The sequence below is a fragment of the Shewanella aestuarii genome (genome assembly GCF_014647215.1).
In the GTDB taxonomy this organism is placed as follows: domain Bacteria; phylum Pseudomonadota; class Gammaproteobacteria; order Enterobacterales; family Shewanellaceae; genus Shewanella; species Shewanella aestuarii.
Map to the genome: position 1 here is coordinate 76,517 of NZ_BMOT01000007.1, position 22,975 is coordinate 99,491.

General features: G+C 41.5%; 18 protein-coding genes, 1 pseudogene and 1 riboswitch. Of the genes and pseudogenes, 9 read left to right on the forward strand and 10 right to left on the reverse strand.

Going from position 1 to position 22,975, the window contains the following annotated elements; genetic code table 11:
* Positions 1-8: 8 nt before the first annotated feature.
* The 3 genes from IEY03_RS11465 to IEY03_RS11475 all read right to left on the reverse strand — a co-directional run bounded on the left by IEY03_RS11465 (position 9) and on the right by IEY03_RS11475 (position 5,229).
* On the reverse strand, positions 9-671 hold the full coding sequence (locus IEY03_RS11465) for a 7-cyano-7-deazaguanine/7-aminomethyl-7-deazaguanine transporter (protein ID WP_188841734.1): 663 nt from the start codon (positions 669-671) through the stop codon (positions 9-11).
* Between the two features lie 232 nt (positions 672-903).
* Positions 904-4,071 carry an efflux RND transporter permease subunit gene (locus IEY03_RS11470; RefSeq protein ID WP_188841736.1) on the reverse strand — a complete coding sequence of 1,056 codons (3,168 nt, stop codon included), beginning with the start codon at positions 4,069-4,071 and terminating at the stop codon, positions 904-906.
* A 9-nt stretch (positions 4,072-4,080) separates the two neighbouring features.
* The gene (locus tag IEY03_RS11475) at positions 4,081-5,229 is read right to left on the reverse strand and encodes an efflux RND transporter periplasmic adaptor subunit (protein WP_188841737.1); all 1,149 of its coding nucleotides are present in this window, start codon (positions 5,227-5,229) and stop codon (positions 4,081-4,083) included.
* Positions 5,230-5,938: 709 nt separating this feature from the next.
* Here IEY03_RS11475 and IEY03_RS11480 point away from each other — a divergent pair.
* On the forward strand, positions 5,939-6,544 hold the full coding sequence (locus IEY03_RS11480) for a TetR/AcrR family transcriptional regulator (protein WP_229778291.1): 606 nt from the start codon (positions 5,939-5,941) through the stop codon (positions 6,542-6,544).
* A 16-nt stretch (positions 6,545-6,560) separates the two neighbouring features.
* Here IEY03_RS11480 and IEY03_RS11485 read toward each other — a convergent pair whose 3' ends face one another.
* Together IEY03_RS11485 and IEY03_RS11490 are read right to left on the reverse strand one after the other, a co-directional pair.
* Positions 6,561-7,250 carry a DNA-3-methyladenine glycosylase I gene (locus tag IEY03_RS11485; RefSeq protein ID WP_188841741.1) on the reverse strand — a complete coding sequence of 230 codons (690 nt, stop codon included), beginning with the start codon at positions 7,248-7,250 and terminating at the stop codon, positions 6,561-6,563.
* 536 nt (positions 7,251-7,786) lie between these two features.
* A complete protein-coding gene (locus IEY03_RS11490) occupies positions 7,787-8,317 on the reverse strand; it encodes a thioesterase family protein (RefSeq protein WP_188841743.1) in 531 nt (176 codons plus the stop codon).
* 148 nt (positions 8,318-8,465) lie between these two features.
* Positions 8,466-8,664, forward strand: a riboswitch (FMN riboswitch).
* 93 nt (positions 8,665-8,757) lie between these two features.
* Here IEY03_RS11490 and ribB point away from each other — a divergent pair.
* Entirely contained in the window at positions 8,758-9,414 is a 657-nt protein-coding gene (gene ribB, locus IEY03_RS11495; RefSeq protein WP_188841745.1) for a 3,4-dihydroxy-2-butanone-4-phosphate synthase, read from the forward strand.
* A 126-nt stretch (positions 9,415-9,540) separates the two neighbouring features.
* Here ribB and IEY03_RS11500 read toward each other — a convergent pair whose 3' ends face one another.
* Both IEY03_RS11500 and prlC read right to left on the reverse strand, forming a co-directional pair.
* Positions 9,541-10,203: a PilZ domain-containing protein gene (locus IEY03_RS11500; RefSeq protein ID WP_188841747.1), complete on the reverse strand. Its 663-nt coding sequence runs from the start codon at positions 10,201-10,203 to the stop codon at positions 9,541-9,543.
* Positions 10,204-10,475: 272 nt separating this feature from the next.
* Positions 10,476-12,515 carry an oligopeptidase A gene (prlC, locus tag IEY03_RS11505; RefSeq protein WP_188841749.1) on the reverse strand — a complete coding sequence of 680 codons (2,040 nt, stop codon included), beginning with the start codon at positions 12,513-12,515 and terminating at the stop codon, positions 10,476-10,478.
* Positions 12,516-12,812: 297 nt separating this feature from the next.
* On the opposite strand from prlC, the gene IEY03_RS11510 reads away from it, so the two are divergent.
* The 4 genes and pseudogenes from IEY03_RS11510 (at position 12,813) to IEY03_RS11525 (ending at position 16,864) form a co-directional block, all read left to right on the forward strand.
* The gene (locus tag IEY03_RS11510; RefSeq protein ID WP_188841751.1) at positions 12,813-13,577 is read left to right on the forward strand and encodes a hypothetical protein; all 765 of its coding nucleotides are present in this window, start codon (positions 12,813-12,815) and stop codon (positions 13,575-13,577) included.
* Between the two features lie 100 nt (positions 13,578-13,677).
* Positions 13,678-14,199, forward strand: coding sequence for a hypothetical protein (locus IEY03_RS11515; protein WP_188841753.1), 522 nt, complete (start codon positions 13,678-13,680; stop codon positions 14,197-14,199).
* A 78-nt stretch (positions 14,200-14,277) separates the two neighbouring features.
* Positions 14,278-15,633 (forward strand): glutathione-disulfide reductase, encoded by a 1,356-nt coding sequence (gene gorA, locus IEY03_RS11520; RefSeq protein WP_188841755.1) that lies wholly within the window; start codon positions 14,278-14,280, stop codon positions 15,631-15,633.
* 592 nt (positions 15,634-16,225) lie between these two features.
* Positions 16,226-16,864, forward strand: a pseudogene (locus IEY03_RS11525) (DUF6445 family protein).
* A gap of 55 nt (positions 16,865-16,919) precedes the next feature.
* On the opposite strand, the gene IEY03_RS11535 reads toward IEY03_RS11525, so the two are convergent.
* Entirely contained in the window at positions 16,920-17,414 is a 495-nt protein-coding gene (locus IEY03_RS11535) for a hypothetical protein (RefSeq protein ID WP_188841761.1), read from the reverse strand.
* A gap of 17 nt (positions 17,415-17,431) precedes the next feature.
* Positions 17,432-18,241 (reverse strand): cytochrome c3 family protein, encoded by an 810-nt coding sequence (locus IEY03_RS11540; RefSeq protein WP_188841763.1) that lies wholly within the window; start codon positions 18,239-18,241, stop codon positions 17,432-17,434.
* Between the two features lie 530 nt (positions 18,242-18,771).
* Between IEY03_RS11540 and IEY03_RS11545 the strand changes: the two genes are divergently transcribed.
* From IEY03_RS11545 to IEY03_RS11555, 3 genes are all read left to right on the forward strand, one after another.
* Positions 18,772-19,521 carry a winged helix-turn-helix domain-containing protein gene (locus tag IEY03_RS11545; protein ID WP_188841765.1) on the forward strand — a complete coding sequence of 250 codons (750 nt, stop codon included), beginning with the start codon at positions 18,772-18,774 and terminating at the stop codon, positions 19,519-19,521.
* Entirely contained in the window at positions 19,514-20,038 is a 525-nt protein-coding gene (locus IEY03_RS11550) for a hypothetical protein (protein WP_188841767.1), read from the forward strand. The genes IEY03_RS11545 and IEY03_RS11550 overlap by 8 nt, the downstream gene beginning before the upstream one ends.
* Before the next feature lie 233 nt (positions 20,039-20,271).
* A complete protein-coding gene (locus IEY03_RS11555; protein ID WP_229778292.1) occupies positions 20,272-20,748 on the forward strand; it encodes a CYTH domain-containing protein in 477 nt (158 codons plus the stop codon).
* Positions 20,749-21,152: 404 nt separating this feature from the next.
* Here IEY03_RS11555 and IEY03_RS11560 read toward each other — a convergent pair whose 3' ends face one another.
* A complete protein-coding gene (locus IEY03_RS11560) occupies positions 21,153-22,823 on the reverse strand; it encodes a GGDEF domain-containing protein (RefSeq protein ID WP_188841769.1) in 1,671 nt (556 codons plus the stop codon).
* Positions 22,824-22,975 lie beyond the last annotated feature (152 nt).

The window sequence follows — 22,975 nt, forward strand, 5'->3', positions numbered from 1 at the left end:
AAATCATGTTATAAAATTCTAACCGAGTGTTGATGAGTGCTAAGCAACTTATCTTGGAGCACTCTTAATAACACCCCGTAAGCAGGTAAAAATAATCCCAAGCTCACAATCAATTTGAAACCATAGTCTATGGTGGCGATTTCTGGCCAGTGTGCTGCCATAAAGACATCTGTTGAAGCGTAAAAAGCCACGCTGAAAAAGACCAATGTATCGACAAAATTACCGATTAAGGTCGATGCCGCAGGTGCAATCCACCACGCACGCGCCTTTCTTAATTGAGCAAATACGGTAATGTCCATTAACTGTCCGATAAGGTAGGCAATGAAGCTGGCAAAAGCGATGCGAAACACAAAAGTATTGATGTCTAATAAGGCATTTAACTGTTGAAATTGTCCTTGATGGAACAATACACCAATTAAATACGACACAACTAAAGCGGGTAGCATAGCTTTAAAGATAATCTGCCTAGCAGCTTGTTGACCAAAAATACGTACAGTGAGATCTGTGGCTAAATACACAAATGGAAAGCTAAATGCTCCCCAGGTAGTGTGATAACCAAATACTTGAAAGGGTAATTGAACCAGATAATTACTGGCACAAATAATCAGTATATGAAAGCTGACTAAAAATAGCAGCGCACGACGCGTTTGCGTCTGAGTAAGTTTTAACATCTTGTGGCCTTTTTATTTGTGGTAGGCGGGGTGAGGGAACCCGCAATTTTATTAGCTTTAAGTATATTGATACTCAAAGTCTGTACAGAGATTTTTTATGATTATATCTTGCTGATTAATCACCATCACCAGCTAAATGATAGTGGATGCCAACAAGGGGCGGCGATAATAACATCGTCGATAAAAAAAGCCCAGCATAAGCTGGGCTGATTTTTACACAACTTATTAGCGCTTAGACATCAGACTTATGTGTTGTTTCAGCTAGTGTATCAGCGGTTTGTTCCACGTCAGCTTTATTCTTCTTGCGGCTAAAGATACTTTCTACCACCACGAAGAATAATGGAATGAGGAAGATACCTAAGAAGGTTGAGCTCATCATACCGCCAAGTACACCGGTACCAATGGCATTTTTACTGCCTGAGCCGACACCGGTACTGATCGCTAATGGTACAACACCAAAGCCAAATGCTAATGAAGTCATTAAGATAGGGCGTAAACGCACTCGCACAGCATGTAGCGTGGCTTCGATTAATCCAGCACCTTTATCATAGAAGTCTTTGGCGAATTCTACGATTAAGATGGCATTTTTAGTTGCTAGCCCCACAGTGGTTAATAAGCCAACCTGGAAGAATACGTCATTAGGTAAACCTCGACCATTCATAGCAAGCAAGGCCCCAATTACCCCAAGTGGCACAACTAATACTACCGCAAAGGGTACTGACCAGCTTTCATAAAGCGCGGCAAGAACTAAAAATACTACCAGAATTGATAAGGCATATAATGCTGGTGCTTGGTTGCCAGATAGACGTTCCTCATATGATAAACCGTTCCATTCAACCCCAAATCCAGGCGGTAATTGCTCAACCATTTTTTCAATAGCCGCCATTGCATCACCGGTACTGTAGCCTGGAAGTGTAGCGCCTTGAATGTTTACCGCAGGTAACCCGTTAAAGCGCTGTAACTGTGGCGAACCATAGTTCCATGAACCTGTTGCAAAAGCAGAGAAAGGCACCATTTCACCGTTAGCATTACGTACATACCAAGTGTCCAAATCACTAGGTTGCATGCGGTATTTTGCATCACCCTGCACGTAAACCTTTTTAACACGGCCTCGATCAATAAAGTCATTGGCATACGAGCCACCCCATGCAGTCGCTAATACGCTGTTGGCATTATTGATATCTATGCCTAATGCGCGAACTTTTGCATGATCTATGTGAATTTCGTACATTGGCGCATCTTCTTGGCCGTTAGGGCGGACACCAACTAAGTTAGGGTTTTGAGCCGCCATGCCCAGTAACTGATTACGTGCTGCAATTAACGCATCATGCCCTTGACCTCCTCGGTCTTGAAGGTACAAATCAAAACCATTGGCTGTGCCCAGCTCAATTACCGCTGGCGGCACGAACGCAAATACCATGGCTTCCTTAATTTGCATAAAGTAACCCATCGCGCGTCCAGAAATCGATTTAACATCTTGCCCTGGAGCTTCACGTTCTGCCCAATCTTTTAAGCCAACAAATGACATACCCATGTTTTGGCCCATACCAGCAAAACTGAATCCCGCGACACTGAAAACAGATTTAACTGTGTCGGCTTCTTGGGTGAGGTAGTAATCACTGATATTTTCTAGCACTTTAACTGTGCTTTCTTGGGTTGAGTTAGTTGGCAAAATAGCTTGGGTAAACAAAATACCTTGATCTTCATCAGGTAAGAATGCCGTCGGCATGCGCATGAAAATCCAAGCCGTTGCAATAACTAGCACAAGATAAATGCCCATCATACGGAAACTACGCTTTAAAATTTTTGCTACGTTGGCTTCATAACGTGATGTCATGCTGTCAAACATACGGTTAAACCAACCAAAAAAGCCGGTGTTAATGTGTGTATGGCCTTTTGGCAATGGCTTTAACATAGTGGCACAAAGTGCGGGTGTTAAAATCAAAGCGACTAATACTGACAATGCCATTGCTGACACAATCGTAATAGAGAACTGACGGTAAATTACCCCCGTTGAACCCGACATAAAGGCCATTGGCACGAAGACCGCAGAAAGCGTTAAACCAATACCCACTAGTGCGCCAGTGATTTGATCCATCGACTTTCGCGTTGCTTCAAGTGGACTTAAGCCTTCTTCAGACATCACACGTTCAACGTTTTCTACCACAACGATAGCATCATCTACCAACAGACCAATTGCCAGTACCATAGCAAACATGGTTAGCGAATTAATCGAAAAGCCTGTCGCTGATAAAATCGCAAAGGTACCAAGTAATACCACAGGTACCGCAATTGTTGGGATCAGTGTTGCTCTGAAGTTCTGTAAAAACAGATACATGATCAAGAACACTAATACGATAGCTTCAATTAAGGTGTGGACTACGCCTTCAATCGATTTTTCAACGAAAGGTGTAGTGTCGTAGGGATAATAAATTTCTAAACCATTAGGGAAATAGGTTTTTAATTCGCCCAAACGCTCACGAATGTTGTTGGCGGTATCCAGTGCGTTAGCTCCGGTTGCCAGTTTAAATGCTAAGCCCGCAGCAGGCTTACCATTGTAAAATGATTCAACAGCATAGCTTTCAGCGCCAAGTTCAATACGGGCAACATCTTCAAGATACACGTTAGCACCTGAAGAATCTGACTTTAGGATAATACGTTTGAACTGCTCAGGCGTCTGTAAGCGGCTTTGAGCGGTAACCGTAGCGTTAAGCTCTTGACCTGCCATTGCAGGAGCGCCGCCAAGCTGACCAGCTGAAACTTGAGCGTTTTGCTCACGAATCGCTGCCATTATGTCGATACTGGTTAAGTTGTATTGGGTTAATTTTAATGGTTCAAGCCATATACGCATGGCATATTGCGCACCAAATAATTGTATTTCACCCACGCCCGGCACACGGCTCATTGGGTCTTGAATGTTTGCGGCAACATAATCTGAAATATCGTTTTTCGCTAGCGATCCATCTTCAGATACAAATGCAGCAACCATTAAAAATCCCGCACTGGATTTGTTAACGTCAACACCCTGCGACTGCACTTCTTGAGGCAATAAGGTCATTGCCGCTTGCAGTTTGTTTTGCACTTGCACTTGGGCAATATCGGGATCAGCTTCGGCGTTAAAAGTTAACGTCACAGTGGCGTTACCAAAACTGTCGCTGCTTGATGAAATATAACGCAGATGGTCAATACCCGTCATTCGTTGCTCAATCACCTGAGTCACTGTGTCTTCCATGGTTTTGGCCGATGCACCAGGGTAAAACGCAGTAATGACTACGGTTGGTGGTGCGATACTTGGGTATTGCGCTACTGGGAGGCCTTTAATGGCCAATATTCCAGCTAACATGATAAGTATTGAGATCACCCATGCAAAAATAGGGCGATCGATAAAAAAGCGAGCCATAGTCTTGTCCTATTTTTGTGGAGTGTCTTCAGTTAATACTTGTGGAGCAACTTTAGCGCCAGGACGAATTTTTTGTAACCCTTCAACAATTAACTTATCACCAGGTGTTAGTCCATCTACGATACGCCAGTTGTTATTAATTACTTCAGCTGTGGTAACAATCCGCACTTCAACGTTGTTATCTTGATTGACCACCATCGCCATGGCCTGTCCTTTTGTATTACGAGTTATAGCGCGTTGCGGCACTAATATCGCTTGTGGATCTTTACCTGTATCTAGGCGAGCACGCACATACATGCCAGGTAATAGCACACCGTCAGGATTTGGGAACTCTGCACGCAATGTCACTGAACCCGTGGTTTCATCAACGCTGACTTCAGCAAATTGCATAGTGCCCTGCTGATCGTAAGTAGAACCATCTTCTAAAATAAGCGTAACGGCGGCATTGTCACTTTTAAGCAATTTACCGGCTTTAAGCTTACTTTTTAGGCGTAATAATTGCGCGCTAGACTGTGCGATATCAACATTAATAGGGTCTAGCTGTTGAATGGTGGCTAACGTATTACTTTGATTGGCAGTCACTAAAGCGCCCGCAGTAACAGATGATTTACCGATGCGGCCAGAAATTGGCGCCTTTACTTCGGTGTATTCAAGATTGATTTTTGCAGTATTGATTGCCGCTTCTGCGACCGTCACTGAGGCTAGGGCTTCTTTATAAGCCGCTTTGGCTTCATCAAAATCCTGTACGCTGACAGCATTAGTTTTTACTAAGGTTTGATAACGAGCCGCTTTGGCTTTTGCTGATTCTAAGGCGGCGTTAGCACGCGCTAAATCGGCTTCGGCGCTGACTAAAGCTGCTTTGTAGGTGGCCGAATCAATCTGATAAAGAGACTGACCTTTAGTCACTTCTTTACCTTCAACAAACCCGCGTTCAGTGATAATACCTGAGACTTGAGGACGAACTTCTGCTTCAAGAAACGATTTGCTACGACCAGGTAATTCAACTTGAATAGCTTGCGATTGGGCTTCTACAATCATGACACCAACCGGAGTAGGTGGGCGCTCTTGTTGAGCTTGCGCTCCATCGTCTTGTTTGCCACAGGCTGTTAACCACAAAGACGCAGTAATGACTGCGGCAATTTTCAATGCTTTGTGCATGAGAGCTCCTACTCCTAATGTTTCTCACCCAAATTTCATTGTGTGTGAGAAGTTGTGCCATTTAATTCGAACTGTCTATTTTGCTCGGTTATTGTCTTTACGCATAGTGACTATGGGTAAAGCCGAAGCGTAAAATTGTAAATAAATACGTTAACTAGCTTGATTGATACCAAGTTGTTAATGGTTTTAGGTTGAATTATCGATTTGTCGGTAATTTCAGTAAAAAAGTGTCTAAAGAGTATAGTTAACTTAACAGTGTTATATTGCAGATTCATTAGTTAATTGAATCGACTACTCGGGTTTGTTGCTCTTCGCTCGTTAAATTTAGTTCGAGCGAAATGTTGCAATTCGAACCCTTAGTAGTATTTCATTTTTGAATTAATTTGTCTGTTATATGTTCTACTGACTTTTCATTTTAAAACAGGTGTTTGTTATCGTGTCACAGCAGCGCCATCAAGTGCATTATTTGAGTCTGTAAGTTTTCAGCCAAGGTGAGGTCAGGCTCACGCATCAATCAACAAGTTGTTCTACCTGAGTCAGGTTTTAAATTGATCTCCCCACGCGATTTTCTTGCGGTTAGAGAATATCAAAATTCACTCTAAAGTAAACTATACGGTGTAGTTTATGAGGGTTAGGTTGAAAAGTAAACTGTTCAGTGTAAAATAAGTTGGAATAAATTTTATCAATATACGAAGTGATGACGACTGAAATGAAAAGCCGTAGCCAGTTAAAACGACAAGCGATTATTGAAGCCGCCAAACGTATTTTTAAAGAGCTTGGTGTTGCAGCAAGTAGCATGGATAAACTGGCCGAGGAAGCGCAGGTTTCAAAGCGTACTGTGTATAATCATTTTGCGACTAAAGAAGCTTTGGTAATGCATTTAGTCAGTGAATTATGGCAAGAAGCCATGACTAAAAACCAAGGTCGTTATCAAGTAGGCGTCGCTTTAGAAGGGCAGTTTGCTGCCATAATCTTAACCGAAATTGAGTTTATTAATTCACAAGAACATATCGATTTAGCACGAGTCGCGATTGGTCACCTGTTTTATAACAGTGATGAAATGACCCGAGAAATTGAAAAAATGAAACAGCAAGAAACGGCGCTGATCCGTTGGATAAAAGCGGCCGAGGCAGACCATAAGTTACAACTCGATGATGCTAATTTTGCCAATGATCAATTGATGTCATTAATTAAAGGCCATTGCTTTTGGCCCCAGGTATTGGCCTGCAAACCTCTACTCACCGAGATTGAACGTCAACATTTGGCCATTGAAACAGCGAAAATGTTTTTAAGTCGATACCAGGTTGTCAGTTAGCGTTAACCCATTCTCATTAAAGATGATTATCGCCCACACCTAAAGAGATAATACGGCTAATTTCGGCTAAATTGAGTCCACTCTCCTGTTGCCAGGCATTAAATGCCGCTTGCGTTTGTTTCAAGCCTGTTTGTGAACTAAAGCCTGCATCAACCACTTTTTTAGCCTTTAAATATCCCTGCACATCATTCGACAGCAAAAACGTATCCTTACCAATCGAACGTAAAAAATAAGGTCCTGTATTACCGCCTAAACGGGCGCCTTTTTTTTTCAGCAATTGCCATAAACTAATAATGTCATCAGTTGGCCAGTTAGCGATAAGTTGTGCAAAGTTGCCGTGTTTTGCAGATAAGGCTTGCACCATATAGGCGTTATCAACTATGGCTTGGGTTTTCTTTTGGTGACGGATTAAGGTGGCGTCAGTTGCACGTTGCTGAATTTGCTCGGGTGACAGCATTAAGACTTTTTGTGGCTCAAAATCAAAGAACGCCTTTTCGTAAGCCGGCCATTTATTTTCGACTACACGCCATACAAATCCACTTTGAAATACCCGCTTTGACATAGCAGATAATAACTGTGCATCGCTATATTGAGCTATTTCACCGCTGGGTAAAGTATCGGGTAATAACGCCTCAACATTTGCTAAACCACCTTTGCGCTCACATGCACGCGATAGAATATCGGCAAATTTTTCAAGCTTAGCCACGTTATGCTCCTTTCTTTTAGCATTTATCCATTTGAGTAACATAAAAACAAAACAGCCATCTATACGATGGCTGTTTGGGTTTAGATTAGCTTTTATACCCAAACAACCTGAAGATGCTCGATTTCAGCAAGAATTTACACGCGTTTAGGCAAGGCATTGATTGCGGGTAATGGTATTCCCTTTTCAAAAACAATAACGCAGCATAAACGCGTGTAAAACTTGCCCTCAGGGAGTTTCACCGTGTTCCCCTGATTTTTAAATCAAGAGCGTTGTTGCGCTAATTTATAAGGTACCTACATTACCACATTAACGCGCCTAGTATTGAAAACACGGTGAAGCTCTGAAACACATATCTTCAAGTTGTTTGGGTATATAACAATAACTGTCAGCCGAATATTTATCACCGGTGCTAATTATTGGTCTGGATGCTGGAGGGTTTAGCTGCATGATTATTATCTCTGTCATGGCAGGATGTCTAATTCTGCAGTAACCCTGTGTTGATACATCAAAACGTTTTAGTGCTAAATACTTTTAGCTTAGCTATTGCGATCTTTTTTAAGCTGTAAAAATTGCTTCCACTTTACGACTTCTGGCGGCAGTTCAGGTATTTCACCCTGGTAACCAGCTTCAGAAACTAAGGTTTCAATTGGCACTTGTTTGCGATTACACACAAAAACACCGCGCACATGGACGATGCAATGTAGGCCTCTTGCCGTGATAAAGCGTTGTTCAATATAAAAGTATTTTTCATCCCAACCGACTACTTTGGTTTCAATTTCAAACTTTTCGAAAGGCTTAATGTCACGGATATAAGTAAATTCGGAAGCATTGACAATAGGCATCCATTTCATTTTCAGAAACTTGTTCATCAAACCCATGTCGGCGATCATATAAGTGCGTGCTAAATCCATAAACGCAGGGTAGCGCGAATTAGTGAGGTGCAAATTCACATCACAATCAAATGGCAAAGCACGATAGCTAATTCGGCTGGTATCTAAAAAGCCAATACCCGGACATTGGCGAATACGCCACAAAAATAACCACACTAATCTAAAATACAGATTCATTTTTACCACTCCTTTGTGAGCGCAACAGGCTAGCAGAGGTCATACCAGCTATCAAGCAGAGTTTATGTGATTTATACACACGTTTGTTGCACCACTTGATTGAACTTAGCTTGTTTGGGCTTTACTATAGCCGGGCTGAATTTCCAGCATGAATTCTCAGGGCGGGGCGAAATTCCCCACCGGCGGTAAGTTGTTATACTAATTTGATTTTAGTGATTGCTAACAACAAAGCCCGCGAGCGCTCGATTCGTCGAGGTCAGCAGATTTGGTGACTTAGTGCATTATTTGTAAAGTAATCACTGATATTCCAGAGCCGACGGTTACAGTCCGGATGAGAGAGAATAGCAACATCACCAGCAGACATTTTCTGCTGGTGCGATTCTATTTGGTGTAAAACCCCTCTTCAAAGCCCTGATTCTGGTCAATTTTTAGGAGTAACCATGAATCAGTTATCTTTACTTTCACCTTTTGGTGAGCCACTTATCCGTGTTGAAAAAGCCATTGAAGCGCTTAAACAAGGCAAGGGTATCTTATTACTTGATGATGAAGATCGTGAAAACGAAGGCGATTTGATTTATTCTGTTGAGCATTTAACCGCAGCACAAATGGCATTAATGATCCGTGAATGCAGCGGCATTGTGTGTCTGTGTTTGACCGATGCACAAGCAAATAAGCTCGAGTTACCGCCTATGGTGGCAGACAACAATAGTGCCAATCAAACCGCGTTTACTGTGTCGATAGAAGCCAAGGTTGGCGTAACAACCGGTGTTTCAGCACAGGACAGAGTCACCACTGTCAAAACCGCAACGGCTGCCAATGCCAAAGCCAGTGATTTAGCAAGACCAGGTCACGTATTTCCACTTCGCGCTCGCGCTGGTGGAGTACTAACGCGTCGCGGCCATACTGAAGGTACGGTTGATTTAATGCAAATGGCCGGCTTAGGCGAGTCAGGGGTGTTGTGTGAAGTGACCAATGAAGACGGCACTATGGCGAAAACGCCCGAAATTGTCGCCTTTGCGTTAAAGTATAATATGCCAGTATTAACCATTGAAGACATGGTGATATATCGCCAGCATCATGCGTTGAAATTAGCTTAAAGCGTGGTGATGGATTTGCAATGCACTTACATTGCAATGTGTAAAATGAAAGCCTAAAACAGAGTCCTGTTTTAGGCTTTCATTTTTGCAAAGATATTTAGCAAGATATTGTTTAGTTATTTAAAATTACAAATCAATGAATAATTGATTGAGTAGTTTTTTAATTTGCTCGTCATCTTCTTCAAATTGTACACCTACGTTGACCTTGCCATGTTCAAAACGGCTATTACAAACTTTTGCCGGAATCGTCATTTCGACATCGTTGGGGGTGCGGATCACGACAAAAATATTTTTTTGATTCACTTTAATATTGGCGTTGTCACTTTTAAAAACAAAGCCACAGCCCTTGGCGGAAATATCTGAAATTATTCCCTTGAGTTGCGCGGCTTTTTTTCCTTCGCGTTCTTCCTTTGCTTGAATGATCGCAGGTAAATGAGTAGTAAATCTTTGATGTGTACGTAATTGCCGGTTTTCAATTCTTTCAGGGTAAGTTAAAAAAATAAACTTTTCAGGCAGTTTAGTGACATTTCTAATGGTCGATTTAAAGGCGTAACATTCACCTTGTTGACCTTCCAGTAGGTAACGCACCACAACGACATTGCCTTCAACAAGTACATCGTTGTAATTGCTCATATTCTGCGGCGCTGGGTGTTTTAAGATAATGTATTGCCCTAAATCATACCCAACCAATATGGCTTTGATGCGTAATTTAACGGGATGATCTATCTGTAAGTCCACCGTCTTACCGGGTGTTAACTCAAAGAAAATCTTTTTAACATGGCTGCTCAACGTGTAGACCTATTGTTATTATTTATTCACTATTGAGGTTCAAATGTAGGGTGAGTGAGCGTGTAAGGCAACTGTTTTGCTTAAATTTTGCGAAAATTTTCTCAATGTTTAAAATGGCAGAGGTTGCTAGCTGTGATTGTTAACTGTGTAATTGGGACATTAGGGTGACAGATAGCAGGTTACTGTTTTGGGAAAGTATTTTTGGGCTTAAAGAATAATAAAGGCGCTAAATAGCGCCTTTGAGTAACAGCATTATATTAACGTTAGAGAAATTAAGCCGCGATTCCGCTGTGACGTAATAATGCATCAGTGTTTGGCTCGCGCCCCATAAAGCGCTTAAATAGTGTCATCGGCTCTTCACTGCCGCCCATTTCTAAGATGTTATTTAAGAAGCTTTGTCCCGTTTCGGGATTGAAAATCCCTTCCTCTTCAAAGCGTGAAAAGGCATCGGCAGATAATACTTCAGCCCATTTATAACTGTAATAACCCGCCGCATACCCACCCGCAAAGATGTGGGCAAATCCGTGTTGGAAACGGTTGAAGCTAGGCGGTGTTAATACGGCAATTTGGCTGCGTACTTCATCAAGAATTCCCTGAATATTAACCCCTTTTGCTGGGTCAAATTCATGGTGCATTCTGAAGTCGAATAATGAAAATTCCAACTGGCGCAACATCATCATGCCTGATTGGAAATTCTTTGCGGCAAGCATTTTATCAAGCAATGCTTTGGGTAAAGGTTCACCTGTTTCAAAATGGCCTGAAATTTCAGCTAAGGCTTCTTCTTGCCAACACCAGTTTTCTAAAAACTGACTTGGTAACTCAACGGCATCCCAAGGCACACCATTAATGCCCGATACACCGCCAACATCTACCTTGGTTAGCATGTGATGAATACCATGGCCAAATTCATGGAATAAGGTCACTACTTCATCATGGGTAAATAATGCCGGTTTGCCATTTACTGGGCCATTAAAATTACAGGTTAAATACGCAACCGGCTTTTGCAAGCCTGTCGACGTAATGCGTCGGCCACGGCAATCATCCATCCACGCGCCGCCACGTTTGCCTGTACGGGCATACAAATCTAGATAAAAGCTACCTCTGTGGGTGTTTTCGGCATCAAAAATATGGAAGAAACGCACATCTTTGTGCCATGAATCAAATTCTTTCTCTTCTTTAATCGTTAAGCCAAATAGTTTGTTAACGGTAAAGAATAAACCCGATAGCGCTTTGTTTTCAGGGAAATAAGGCCGTAATAATTCTTGAGACACTTCATATTTATGTTGTTGTAGTTTTTCGGCGTAAAAACTTAAATCCCACGAGGCCATTTCAGTGACATGGTAATGTTCTTTGGCAAAGGCGCGCAGTTCAGCGAGTTCATTGGCGGCTTGATGTTTTGAGCGTTCACCCAGTTCGTTTAAAAAGCCAAGCACTTGTTCTGGCGTTTCGGCCATTTTGGTTGCCAATGACTCATGGGCATAACTGTCAAAACCTAATAGGTTGGCAATTTCATGGCGTAAAACGACAATTTCATTCATGTTGTCTGTGTTATCAAATTCACCCGCATTCGGGCCTTGATCCGATGCGCGAGTCACAAAAGCGCGATAACACTCTTCACGTAGCGAGCGATTTTCACTGTAAGTCATTACAGGTAAATATGATGGGAAGTCTAAGGTAAATAACCAACCTGTTTGCTCGTTTGCTTCTGCCATCGCTTTAGCGGCGCCAAGTGCGGATTCCGGTAAGCCGGCAAGTTCTGCTTCGTCAGTAATCAGTTTGGTCCATGCTTGAGTTGCATCTAGCAATTGGTTCGAAAAGTTACTGGTCAGTTCTGAAAGGCGTTTAACTATTTCACCATAACGTACTTTATCGGCATCACATAAGCCAATACCTGATAATTCAAAGTCACGTAGGCTGTGTTCAATAACGGTTTTTTGAGCTTGAGTCAGTTGCGCGAAATTGGCGGATTGATGAATCGATTTATAGGCTTGATAAAGTCCCTGGTGTTGGCCAACGTATGTGCCGTAATCAGATAACAGCGGTAAACAATCATCATGGGCTTCACGAAGTTCATCACTGCTGATGACTGAATTCATGTGTGATACTGGCGACCATACTTTGCTGAGTTCATCATCAACGTCTTCAAGCGGGGCAATCAAATTATCCCAAGTGTAAACACTATTCTTAGCAAGGAGATCGTCAATACAGCTACGACAGTTTTCAATGGCTTGTTCCACTGCTGGCTTAATATGTTCTGGCTTGATTTGTGAAAAAAGCGGTAGTTCTGCACCACTTTGCAATGGATTGCTCATGTTGTGTCCTCGAAGAATAAGCGTATGAGTACTTTATGAGGGCATGATGGCTTAAAATCAAGTCAAGATGGATTATCCCTCGGTCATCAATAGATAAATAGGTTGGGTTGTGAGTTGCCTAACTTAAAAATTGTCGCAAGAAAGTGATGCTGATCTCGATTTTAATTTACACGCTATTTACACTTCGAATATTGACAATTAGATCGCAAATGCAACTCGTTATCATTTCTCTTTGCTATTTTGTTGGTTAATATAGCTAAAAATTGTCAATCGCTCTTAACCGATAGAGTTATCACTATGATCAAACCCGCTTTTTTATCAGCAAGTTTACCTAAATCTCTTGTTACTTTGATTGTGTGGGGTGCCATGCTGTCTGTCAGTGGCGGGATAACAGCAAATGCACAAGCTCTGACTGAGGCCGAGTTTGCATTCGACCTCGCATGGGATAGCCAATATATTTCCGAAGGGCGGGATAATTTAGACAAGGGCGGTATTGCTTGGGGAGTTGCCAGTATTACAGATGGTGATTTAGTCACTTTTGTGGCTTTAGGTCGCGGCGACCAAACGCATTATATCGAGTGGAATTTTGGACTCGAATACACATTGCATTTAAGCGATCACTTTGATGCAACCATAGGTTATCAGCGTTTGGAGTTTTATGGCGAAGAGCGCGACTCAGATAATGAAGTGTTCGGCTCATTAACCTACACTGGAGTTGACTGGCTAATACCTGCTATTAATTATACCTATTCAACAGAAGCTGGCGGCTACTTTGTTGAAGTGAGTTTGCATAGCCCATGGGATATAACAGAGACATTATCTATCACACCCTATGTGCTACAGGGGTTTGACTTTCAATATGTGACTGAAGATTATGATGGCGCCAACCATATACAACTCGGTATTGAAGCTGCTTATACCATATCCAATCACATCGCACTAAGTGGGCACCTGAGTGTCACCCAGGCCATGGGCGATATTAAACGCGAGGCTTCGGATAACCACATTTCGAGTCATTTAAATGAAGCTTACGCTGGAGTGCATTTGAACTGGGTATTCTAAATGCTTGAACCTGCTTTGTGTCTGATAAAAATTAGACTACACTTTAAGGCGCGACAGGATGGTTGCGCTTTTTTATTGTTTACACTTGCAAGGATGCATTATGAAACCTATTCAACAGATTTTACCCACTCTATTTCTTATTGCTTGTATCAGTATTCAACATAGTACTATTGCTAGTGATAAATTGAGTGCGATTACTCCTCAAACATCATCAACACTTAACACCTTAAGTAATGAGAATATTGCCCAGCTTGGCAGTGATGGTGTTTTTGATAGTGAAGGCCAGCCTGTCACGATTAACCCGCCTTCATTAGCATTAGAGTATCATGCAGATGAAGCCTTAGTTGATCGAGCATGGGGCTCAAAAGGCAAAGTTAGTCAGCCCTATAAATCAAAAGCAAAAGTCTCAGCCCTTAAAGCCCCTAAAGTGGCGAATGACCCCAGCTGTCGCTGGTTAGATAACCGTATTAGTTATTTGCAACGTAAACTAAGACCAGGTGCGCAAAATCAACAGCATTTTGAGAATGAAATGAACGTCAGATTAGATGAGTGGAAGTGCTTGAAATGTGAGACTAAGGGACCGTCCGAAGGCGATCATTCTCTGTGCCAATATAAGCGCTAGTAGGAGTTTTTGAATACCATCTAGCATCGAAGTCGATTCCTCCCTACAATGGCAGCATCAATTGTAGCGGAGATTATCATGGCTCAACATTTTGACTATATTGCTTTGGGTGCCGGCAGTGGCGGTATCGCATCAGCAAATCGTGCAGCAATGCGCGGCGCAAAAGTATTAATTATTGAAGCAAAGCACGTTGGTGGTACCTGTGTAAACGTAGGCTGTGTGCCCAAAAAAGTGATGTGGTATGGCGCGCACGTCGCTGAAGCTATGAACCTTTATGCTAAAGACTATGGTTTTGATGTTACCGTCAACAAATTTGACTGGAATACCTTAGTTGATAATCGCGAAGCTTATATTGGCCGCATTCATGAAGCCTATGGTCGTGGTTTTGCCAGCAATAAGGTGACCTTACTAAATGGTTATGGCAAGTTTGTAAATAACAACACCATAGAAGTCAACGGTGAGCATTACACGGCTGATCATATTCTTATCGCTACTGGCGGTGCACCGACTATTCCCGATATTCCCGGCGCAGAATATGGAATTGATTCAAATGGTTTCTTTGAATTGCGAGAACAACCTAAGCGTGTTGCTGTTATTGGGGCAGGTTATATTGCCGTTGAGTTAGCGGGTGTTTTACATGCGCTTGGTAGTGAAACCCATTTATTGGTTCGTAAACATGCCCCTTTGCGTAATTTTGACCCTATTTTGGTTGATGCCCTAGTTGAAGCTATGGCAACCGATGGCCCTACCTTGCATACCAATAGTGTGCCAAAGCAAGTGGTTAAAAATGCTGATGGTAGCCTAACACTTGAGCTTGAAAGCGGAAACAGCGTGACTGTCGACACCCTGATTTGGGCGATTGGCCGCTCACCAGCTACAGCGAATATTGGCCTTGAAAATACTGATGTCACCTTGAACACAAAAGGTTATGTGGTAACCGATGAGCAGCAAAATACCACGGCTAAAGGTATTTATTGTGTCGGTGATATTATGGAAGGTGGCGTAGAGCTAACCCCTGTTGCCGTTAAAGCAGGTCGCTTGTTGTCCGAGCGCTTATTTGGTCAAATGCCTAATGCCAAAATGGATTACTCATTAATTCCTACTGTGGTATTTAGTCATCCGCCAATTGGCACTATGGGTCTCACTGAACCAGAAGCCGTTGAGCAATATGGGGCAGATAATATCAAAGTGTACACATCAGGGTTTACCTCTATGTACACAGCCGTAACTGCTCACCGTCAAGCCTGTAAGATGAAATTAGTTTGTGCTGGTGACAATCAAGTGGTTGTAGGTATTCATGGCATCGGTTTTGGAATGGATGAAATTCTTCAAGGTTTTGGTGTCGCCATGAAAATGGGGGCCACCAAAGCAGACTTTGACGCGGTTGTCGCCATACATCCTACAGGTGCCGAAGAGTTTGTTACTATGAGATAATGGCATTGCGATAGCTAGCGAGACCGTTATTCTCAATAAGAGTTCTAAAAAGCAAACCTCAGTGTTTGCTTTTTTGTTGGCTATTGTTTGTTAATCAGTGAGGTAATCACTCACCTCAATTGAAGCTGAACGGCTGATTTAGTTAAATGGCTTATTAACAGAAAATGATGAGTTTTCGATTAACGCTTTACCCAACAAAAACTTTGCATTTTATACTAAATTTGACTGTTAAAGTGATTTAAAATCAATATCATGTTCTTATGGTGGCGAGTAAGATTAATGTGGTTTTGTGTCATTATTTTCTAAATAAATGTAGCTGTTGGATATGCGTTGGGAGTGTTTTTATTCGCCCAAAGCCATCATCAAATCATGTTATTTTAGATATCGCTGAAATAGATAAGCATTCACATAAAAATAAGAACTTAATCTATGCTGCGCTCGTATACCCTTTATAAGCTTATTTAATTGCTCATCTTAACTACTCTGATGTAGTAGTGATAATACCGATATAAAGGACATCGTATTTCACATGTTTTTGTTAAACCCCAATCTTCACATACAGCTAACTTACATCCCTGATTCAAATGCCTGAGTGTGGATTATTGATGATCTGGTCGACGATTTTCATGAAATGTTAAATTATTGCCGTAAAACGGCTTATTTTAATCCGATAGGTGCCGAGGGAACATTGTTTCCTGGTGTTCGTGATGAGATGCCAAAACCATACTATCAATTAATTAACGCACTGCTAAACCGTTTAGCAAAGCACTCACAGGGGCGTTTATTTAAACAGTCGCAACTGCTCAAAAATTGGTTATCAAAAGTGACGCTATTGCCAGAAAACTTGGATGTAATGCAAACCATGCCTCACTTTGATTCCTTGTCTGAAAATCATATGGCAGCAGTACATTACTTGAATGACAATCATCTAGGTGGAACCCTTTTTTATCGCTACAAAGGCACCTCTAAAATACATTTGTCGCATGATGACAAAGATACCATTATACAGATGGTGGAATAGGTAAAGCAGTCTGCAAATGAACGAGCTGGTTATATGAATGATAGCGATGCATTATTCGAAAAAGTGTTTTCAGTTGATGCCAAGCCCAACCGCTTAATCATTTATGCGGGGAACATTATGCATAGTGCCAACATTACCTCTGCAGTGGATTTTGATAAGTCATCCCCAAATAATCGTACAACCATTAATTCATTTTTCACCATAGGTTAAAAAACTCGCGATGTGAATTAAACCATCGCGAGTCAATAATGGGGATGTGAGTGGGTTAATTTAAAAATGCCATTGGGAAGTGAGCGTTTTCGCCTTTCACTTCCAAAGCTGCCCGATATCTTATGATACCGTTTTTCCAAGCAAGATCATCTAACGTGAGCTGGTACATGCCTGCCTTTAACTCTTCCATTGCTATGGCGCATTCCTCAGTATCAATACAGCTGGTGTGCTGCGCTTGATGCCAAGCTAACTTATATTTACTGGAGTAAGGTCCAGGTTTAGGATATCCCATAAACAATAAGTTAAATGCGTTGGCTCCGATCACCGCTTTATCATCATCACCAGTTAAGTTAATAATCATGGTGCCATTTTCTGGTTCACTACTGACAAGGGCAACTTCGATAACGGAAGTATCATTAATACTAATGGTGGTTGCAGGTGGCTCAGGAGGCTCAGGTGGCGCAGTAACATTATCATCGTCAGAGCTGTTGCATCCAAAGAGCAAAACGAAACTGACTCCCATCATTAGGCTGAGTGTTGTTTTTTTCATGTCTTGGCTCCTATTAATTAGTGACCGCCATGACAGGTGTCACAAGCCATGTTGGTTTTCACACTCGGTGCAAAAGTTGAGTCAGCCGTATGGCAAGATTGGCAACTTTCAACCGTTGTAGATACGGGGTGATCATTAACAGTTTCGCCATCAAATGCTTTGTTTAACATCACGACTAACTCATAAACGACAGAGGCTGATAACTGTTTACAGCGCATGCCTTTTTCATTGAACGTCTTACCATTCTTACTGGCCCACAAGCTAATAGAAGAGTGGCATAAAATAGTATTTGCAGCGGTTGGGCTGCCCACTTTAGCTAATGTCTCAGCTTTATCAGCCCCGATACCATCTAGAAAACTGTCAGTTTGAAGAGGTAGGGCTTCGTTTTCATAAAAGCGCATAACCTGGCTTAAAAAACTGTTTGCAGGAGATCCATTAATAGAAAGAAGATTCACTAACATACCCGCAGCATTGATATTGCCGCATACGGTTCCTTCCCCTAACATGCCGGCATAACCATAGTGCGCCATCGCAGTCGGTACTTGAGCAAATTTCTCGGCATCAGGGGAACTTGATTCGGCTAAGCTTTTAATAATGCTGTCAAATACCTGATACATACAGCCATTACCGGTTTCATAAGCACGTTTTGCAACAATCATAGGGTCTAGTTTTACATAAGCTAAGCGAGTGCCTACTTCTAGTTTCCAATCGCCAGTTTCTGTGGCAATTGCCGCTAATACGGGATTAGCAATTAACGCTCCACCTACCGCCGCAGATGAAACACCAATAATGCGTCCAATCGCTTGTCTTCTGTTTAATGTGTTCATAAATACCCTCATCTTTTCTATTATTTTCATCACAAGTAACATTGAAGGGATCTAGGATGATTAACATAACGGCCTTTGTAAGGGCGTGGTATGCCAAACCATTCGTTAGCATATGCAACAAAAAACAACTGCAAATGAAACGAGCTCAACCTTGTTACTGGGTTAACTCAATGATGACGTTTAATAAAAAAACAAATGAGGTGAGGATCAAAGTAATTTAGCCCTCAGAAATACCACTAAGAATAGGCTTAAGTCATAATGATGATGTACTGTTTAATTGTCATTTTTTGGCGTAACTACCTAAAATGTTGCAATTAACAGTGTGTAATACTGATTACTAAGTATTTTTTTATATATTATCGCCAATAAAATGTGATGATCATCACGATGACGCAAAAGACTGCTTTTGGGCGGCGAGTCATTGTCAAAATACAGCGGGTGGCAACGGCAACCAAAGTGTGAGTTGTGAGGCGGTTTAATCTAGACAATTATCGTAACATTAACGATATCGCTAACAGACAAGACACATTATGAGGCTAAAAGCATTTGAGTTTGATATAAGCAACAGTTTGTTGATTAATACCGAAACTCAAACTCAACATCATCTCACGCGTACTGAAGCGCAAGTGCTCGAGCAGCTAGTTAATCATCCCAATCAAGTTATGTCGAAAGGGCAATTATCCTGTGCGGGTTCACAACAAGCGGTAATGAGTGAATCGGCCGTCGCAAAGGCGGTATTCACTTTACGTAAATATTTTGGTGAGCCCAATATTGATTTAATCGAGACGCTGCCCAAAAAAGGTTACCGTTTAAATATATCCACACCTTCACCAGAATGGCAGCAACAGCTCGCAAGACGAAAAAAACACCTAGTGTTGGCCTGCAGTATTATGTTGTTGGTTGTGATGCTATTGATCACCGCCATGCATCAGTATATTTGGTTCAAGACCGCGGAGTCTCCGGTACGAGAAAGCCGTATCGTCACATTAAATAATCATCAACAAATTGATTTAATATGGTTACAGTCACCTAAAAAATCATCGCAACAAGTCTCCAATATGGAGCTAAAAATAATTGCCGCGCTTAATTTGTGCCCCAAAGTTAAATGGCGAGATGTGTATTTAGCGCTGTCCAATGATATGCAAGTGCTAAATATTTCGATGGAAGGCTATTCAAGCAATGGTGAGTTACTGGTGAGAAACATTAAAACCAGTGATTTTACTCTGCGGCCAAATTTTATTTCTCAAAATTGGCTGCAGGAGGTATCACTCTGTGACTAAAAAAATGCAGTGGTTTGGCGCGTTTGGTATTAGCTTTTTGCTATGTAGTTTAGTGATTTATCAGCATCTTAAAGCGTCTGAAGTGAGCATCGTTTTATCATGTCAAAATGAGCTGGTGGCCGCCAATCCTCAAACCCAAGCCATTGAAAAAAATATAATGATTGCTGATTTTAGTTTGCAAAAACGTTCAGCCAGTATTAGCTATCGCTATTTTTCTGAAGACGGTGAGTCAATTGCCACGCTACATCTTAAAGGGGGTATTTTAAGTGCTTATAAAGAAAAGGATATTTACATTCTTAATCTGACCCAAAGCGAGCTTATTCGCCATAATCAGCAATTGTCATTACCGCAACATGCTACTCATGTGCAAGCATTCGCCTTACGTAATATTGCTAAAGAGGGCGTTCATAATCTTACCATTCAGATAGTTAAAACTAATTCAGACAAAAACTTAGCACTGCTGTACTTTTTACCTAGTACCAATATTTGTGCCTGTAGTTTGGTTACAATGAATTAACGCATGTTGTTACCTGTCACTATGGGCAGGCAAATATCTCTAGTGGGACTTGAATGAAAATCATCTAGGATGAAATTCCATATACAGCATGGAAGTTGTGTTGGTCATGTTAAGTCATCATAGTGTCGTTTATACGGCTTTAACGACTCAGTGAAATGAATTGCTTGTGATTAACTATACAAACACCAGCGAAGCTTGAATAATACGATTATTATTTTTAAATAAGAATGTGAATGATGGCAGTTGAAATTGAACGTAAGTATCTGGTTAATAGTGATCAATTTAAAGCTTTATCTCATAAGGCTACAAGGATTACCCAAGGCTATTTGAATTCAGATAAAGCCCGAACTGTGAGGGTTAGAATTATGGGTAATCAAGGCTTCTTAACCATTAAAGGGTTAAGTGATCAGGCGGGATTATCACGCTTTGAGTGGGAAAAAGAAATCAGTGTGTCAGAGGCACAAGCGTTACTTAAATTGTGTGAGTCTGGGGTTATAGATAAAACCCGTTATTTAGTGGAATTTCAGCAGCAGGTTTTTGAAGTGGATGAGTTTTATGGTGATAATCAGGGGTTGATTGTGGCCGAGTTGGAGCTCGCCACAGAGCAGCAAGCTGTGTCTAAACCCGATTGGTTAGGTGACGAGGTCACTGGCGATAATCGATATTACAACTCTACTTTGATGAAAATACCCTACAGCCAATGGGCTTAGGCGAGATCATTGTTATTGGCTGTTAAAAGTTGTTAAATTTCTCCGTTAAGTCACCCAGAAAGCCCGTTCTCGTTTGTGTTAATGATTCATTATTGATAAGCGAAACGGGAGCCGATTTAAGTCGGTTTGATTGCATGAGTATATACCCAAACAACTTGAAGATACGTGTTTCAGAGCTTCACCGTGTTTTCAATACTAGGCGCGTTAATGCGGTAATGTAGGTACCTTATAAATTAGCGCAACAACGCTCTTGATTTAAAAATCAGGGGAACACGGTGAAACTCCCTGAGGGCAAGTTTTACACGCGTTTATGCTGCGTTATTGGTTTTGAAAAGGGAATAACCATTACCCGCAATCAATGCCTTGCCTAAACGCGTGTAAATTCTTGCTGAAATCGAGCATCTTCAGGTTGTTTGGGTATAAGCATGGCGTGCATTCTTTTTATCTTGTTTATGTTGGTACATGCGTTGGTCGGCGAGTGCTAAGCAATCAGATTGGCTATCGGTTTCAAAACTGCTGGCAATTCCAAAACTAAAGCCAATACCTTGCCATTTTGTTTGCTGTAATGCTTTGTCTGCGTTTAATAATGCTGTGGAAATTGTTTTAACGAGTCGCTTTGAGTGTTCCACATCCGCAACATCGGTCACTAAAATAAACTCATCACCGCCGGAACGGAAAATCACTCCAAGCCTGTCTAAGTGATTCTGGATCACGTCAACCGTATCAATCAAACATTTATCGCCCATGTCATGGCCATGCTTATCATTAATCGCCTTAAAACCATCAAGATCTATAAACGTCAGACAATAACCGCCAGTTAAGCTTGCTAACTTTTCTGTTTGCGCAAAACGGTTACCAATTTGGGTTAGCGGGTCAATACGTGAAACCGCATAGCTATGGCGATATTCTTTTTGCTGTATTTGTAACCATTCGGCTAAAGACATTAAAATGCAGGCACAATCAATAGTTAATGCAATTTGCACAATAAGCTCTGGATAAATATTGCCGTTCAACTTCAACAGGTGGGATACAATATAAAAGCTTAATGATAAGCCATATACCAGATTACCAATGAGATAATATTTGGCTCTAAAATCGTTTTTACTCAGCATAAATAAGCCTGTGCCAATACAGAGCGGAGTCCAGACCGCGGCAACCACATGTGAAAGTATAAAGGCATCATTAAAGGACATAAAAAGCATTAATATGCCCACAATAATACTGGCAAGCGCAAGCGCGTTAAATGCAGTTGCTAATCTTGGGTGATCTTGCTGGCAGTTAAACAACAATTTAGTGAATTGACATGCACAGGCAATGGCAAATGGAAAAATAAGCATGCCAAGGTAAACCGGATTAAACGGCAGTCCATTAAACAAATGCCCAAAGCTACCAGAGGCGACAAACCAACCTAAACCATGTAACCCAATATATCCCGCACAGGCTAGAGTAACTAAATATTGGGTTCTGAAATAAATGAAACAGGCAATTAACCCCAGCGTTAACATCACTGAAAACGTTATCGTGCTGATACTGTTAGTTGCAAACTGGTCTTGGTAAAAAGCGGGTTCAGAGTAAATCGTTACCGTAACGGGTGTGGCAAATTGTTTAGCTTGTATGTATATCCACAGCGTCCCGTTTGCCTGGTTGTTTAAGGCGATTGAAAATGCCTGAGAATGGGCTAATTTGGGATTTGTGCCATCCATTTGGCCAAAACTTTTTAAATCGATTGCTTCACCTTGTTCCGGTTGCCAATAGGCCGTGCCGATATCTAAGTAGTTTGAATGCAGTTTAACAAAGCGGGCTTGTTGGCTGGAAAAAGTATTGCTGATGTTAATTTTGGTGACATATGCACCTGTACCGCCGATGGTGGACGAAACGGGTTCCGCTCGGGCAAATAAATGACTGATCTGTTCAAAACTTGGGGTGGAATTTTGAGGTTGGGTTTTTAACCAGAGATTATCTTCAACTAGCTTAATGGTTTCGCTGCCATCTATTTCAATATAGGGGGTCGCACCTGCCGCGATTGCAACAAGAGAACACAGAAAGCAAAAGAAACGCACGATAGATTTTGCCATGGTCGTGTTGAGTTAAGGTCCCTTTTAATACATTTTCGTGAAGTATAACACCAAGTTAAGTGTAGTATTAAAATTTGCTTTTTGTCTTTAAGAGTAAATAGATGATTAATCTATTGTGATGATGGGCATGTCTTGCCTCGCTAAAATGATGT